Genomic DNA, 3,405 nt, shown 5'->3' on the forward strand with positions numbered 1-3,405 from the left:
AGTTGTACCATCAGGCCCTTGTCGCCGATTTCTTCCGCCTCTTTCGCGCGCTGGGTATAATCCTTCGTCGCTTGGCGTTCGGCCGCGAGCACGGCTTCCAACATTTCGCGGTTGGTGCGCGCAGCCGGCACGGCGCGCGGTTTCGTAGTCGGCTCACCGCCGAGGGCGACAATTTTGTTCGCGAGAAATTGCGCGTGCAATTGTTCGTCCGCCACTTCGGTGAGAAAGAATTGTGAAAGCTGCGGCCGAAACGGCCCGCTGGTCTTGGCCGCATACGTGAGATACTGAATGATTGCGCCGAGCTCGCCGGCGAGATCTTCATTCAAACGGTCGATCAAAGCTTGTTTGTTCATCATTATTCCCTTTCTTTATCGTTTTTGCCGTTTTGCTCAACCCTGCCTGCATGAATGTGATTTTACTTCTGTTCATGCTGTGATTTTTGTGTGGCATCGAGTTGAACGTCGTGTTCAGTCTTTTGATTCTTTCGTTCACCCGGAACGTTGCAGGAACGCGATAGTCACGTGTGAATGCCCAGCTTGGGCAAAATCACCAATTGCAATATAAAGTAAACCGCAATGATAAGCAACGCTGTAATGGAATCCATAATGTTCCTCATGATTTGCCAACGTTAGAGATTCTGAATGGCGCGCGCCAGGCGTGCACGCACTTCCTGCGCAATTCCAGCAAGCTTGGCGTTGTTCACGCCCGCCATCGAGGCAATCGGATCAACGGCCGCAACTTCGACGCCGCCGGCTTTTTCCTGCACGATGACATTGCACGGCAGCATCGTGCCGATGTATTCTTCCGCCTGCAAAGCCTGGTGGGCAAAGGGCGGATTGCATGCGCCCAAAATTTTATAACGCCGGAAATCAACGTTGAGCTTTTGCTTCAGCGTCGCCGCCACATCGATTTCCGTGAGAATACCGAAGCCTTCTTTCTTGAGTTCCTCGGTCACGCGCGCGATCGCTTCGTCAAAACCGGAATGGATTTGTTTGGCAAAATAGTAACTCATGATAACCTCTTCAATGCAATTTTCTTAACGGCCTCATGCCTGCTTACACTTACTCGACAATTTGAACTCTCACAACACCGGCTGCTCAGCGCAAAAATTCATGAATTGCTTGCGCTGCTTTTTTACCGGCGCCCATTGCTAAAATCACGGTTGCGCCGCCGGTGGCAACATCGCCGCCGGCAAACACGCCCGGCTTGCTGGTCGCGCCGGTTTCCGGGTCAATGGTGATGATGCCGTGCCTGCCGGTTTTCAATCCCGGCGTTGTGCGCGGAATGAGCGGGTTCGGTCCCTGGCCGATGGCGACTACTACCGTATCGACTTCGAGAGTATAATTGGAATTCTCGATCGGCGCCGGCCGGCGGCGTCCCGAGTCGTCCGGTTCGCCAAGCTGCATTTTAATGATCTCTATTCCAGTCACCCAACCCTTGGTATTGCCCTTCACGGCCACCGGCGCTTCGAGAAAGCGAAACTCGATACCCTCTGCTTCGGCGTGATGCACTTCCTCCGCGCGCGCCGGCAACTCGGTGCGCGAACGGCGATAAACTAGATACGCATGTTCTGCGCCCATGCGCTTGGCAGTGCGCACCGCATCCATGGCTGTGTTGCCGCCGCCAATCACGGCCACGCGTTTGCCGACTTTGATGGGCGTGTCCCATTCCGGGAAGCGATAGGCGCGCATGAGATTGAGGCGTGTAAGAAATTCATTCGCCGAATAAACGCCGTTTAAGTTCTCACCGGGCACGTTCATGAAATAAGGCAAGCCGGCGCCGGTGCCGATGAACACGGCATCATAACGCCCGAGCAACTCATCCACCAGTTCCGTGCGGCCGACGACATGATTGGTACGAAACTCCACACCCATTTCGGCAAGTTGATCGACCTCCGCCTGCAAGATTGCTTTCGGCAAACGAAATTCCGGAATGCCATAAACCAGCACACCGCCGAGTTTGTGCAGGGCCTCGAATACGGTGACGCGATAACCGAGTTGAATCAACTCTCCGGCCACGGTGAGGCCGGCCGGGCCGCCGCCCACCACAGCAACGGACTTGTTCTGTTTGTCTAAAATATTGATCGAGAGCTTGCCATTGCTTTGCTCACGAACATAGTCTGCCACAAAGCGTTCGAGACGGCCAATGGCGATGGGTTGATATTTTTTACCCATGACACAAACCAATTCGCATTGGCTCTCTTGCGGGCAGACGCGACCGCAGACCGCCGGCAAAGCATTTTTTGTTCGAATGATCTCTGCCGCGCGAATGAAGTCGCCTTGCGCCACCCGGTCAACAAACGCAGGAATGTCGATGCCCACCGGACAGCCCGCAATGCAGACCGGCTTTTTGCATTGCAAACAGCGACTGGCTTCGAGCACGGCCTGATCATCGTCATAGCCCAATGCAACTTCATCGAAATTGGTAATGCGCCGCAGCGGCGCCTGCTCGGGCATTGGTGTTTTTTCGGGGATGACTTTTTTAGCCATAGTTTTTCATTCGAATTGGATTACCAGCGTGTTGGAGTAGTGGAGTGCGGCAGCAACATTACTCCATCATTCCAACACTTCGGTAAACCTCCTCCTCATTCAGACATCGTCCCACTGCTTCGCGCTCTTCGTCACGATACATCTGCTGCCGGCGCACCAACTCATCGAAGTCGACTTGATGCGCGTCGAAGTCCGGGCCGTCGACGCAGGCGAATTTGACTTGACCGCCGACGGTGACGCGGCAGCCGCCGCACATGCCGGTGCCGTCGACCATGATGGGATTCAAGCTCACGATCGTGGGAATGCCATACGGCCGGGTCAACTCGGTCACGGCGCGCATCATAGGCGCCGGGCCGATACAAAAAACGCGGTCGAGAAGTTCGCCGCGTTTGATCATTTTAGCGAGTGGCTGGGTCACCAGGCCGTGGATGCCATAACTGCCATCGTCCGTGGTGACCAGGAGATGGTGCGCTTGCCGTCGCATCTCCTGCTCCAAAATCAGCAACTCGTGCGAGCGTGCGCCAATGATGGCCGTCACTTGATTTCCCGCTGCGCGCAAGGCCGCAACGACCGGATAAATTTCCGCGACGCCCACACCGCCGGCGAGGCAAACACAATGGCCAAAATTTTCGATATGCGTCGGTTCGCCGAGCGGGCCGCAGACATCCGGTATGAATTCTCCGGCTTGTTTTTGGCCCAACAAGCGCGTGGTCCAGCCCACCTCCTGCACGATCAGCGTGATCGTACCGCGTTCCGGATCAGCGTCCGCGATGGTGATGGGAATGCGCTCGCCCTCTTCATGCGCGCGCAAAATCACAAACTGCCCGGCGCGGCGATGCCGCGCGATTTCCGGCGCCGCCACTTCAAAACGTTTGACACCCGGCGCCAAACTGCGCGCCTGCAAAATTTTATACAT

Annotated in this window: 4 protein-coding genes; all 4 read right to left on the reverse strand. The window is 55.8% G+C overall.

Going from position 1 to position 3,405, the window contains the following annotated elements; genetic code table 11:
• The coding region (locus FBQ85_28280) for a ferritin-like domain-containing protein (GenBank protein MDL1879031.1) at positions 1 to 353 on the reverse strand (353 nt) is incomplete at its 3' end.
• A 275-nt stretch (positions 354 to 628) separates the two neighbouring features.
• Positions 629 to 1,012 (reverse strand): DUF302 domain-containing protein, encoded by a 384-nt coding sequence (locus FBQ85_28285; GenBank protein MDL1879032.1) that lies wholly within the window; start codon positions 1,010 to 1,012, stop codon positions 629 to 631.
• 85 nt (positions 1,013 to 1,097) lie between these two features.
• Positions 1,098 to 2,489, reverse strand: a complete 1,392-nt coding sequence (gene gltA, locus FBQ85_28290; protein MDL1879033.1) for an NADPH-dependent glutamate synthase — start codon at positions 2,487 to 2,489, stop codon at positions 1,098 to 1,100.
• Between the two features lie 58 nt (positions 2,490 to 2,547).
• Positions 2,548 to 3,405, reverse strand: a complete 858-nt coding sequence (locus tag FBQ85_28295) for a sulfide/dihydroorotate dehydrogenase-like FAD/NAD-binding protein (protein MDL1879034.1) — start codon at positions 3,403 to 3,405, stop codon at positions 2,548 to 2,550.

This window comes from Cytophagia bacterium CHB2 (genome assembly GCA_030263535.1).
GTDB lineage: Bacteria > Zhuqueibacterota > Zhuqueibacteria > Zhuqueibacterales > Zhuqueibacteraceae > Coneutiohabitans.

Bases quoted from the DNA above. Each gene is read 5' to 3' on its own strand.
- FBQ85_28285 (MDL1879032.1), bottom strand. From the start codon at position 1,012: ATGAGTTACTATTTTGCCAAACAAATCCATTCCGGTTTTGACGAAGCG.
- gltA (MDL1879033.1), bottom strand. From the start codon at position 2,489: ATGGCTAAAAAAGTCATCCCCGAAAAAACACCAATGCCCGAGCAGGCG.
- FBQ85_28295 (MDL1879034.1), bottom strand. From the start codon at position 3,405: ATGTATAAAATTTTGCAGGCGCGCAGTTTGGCGCCGGGTGTCAAACGT.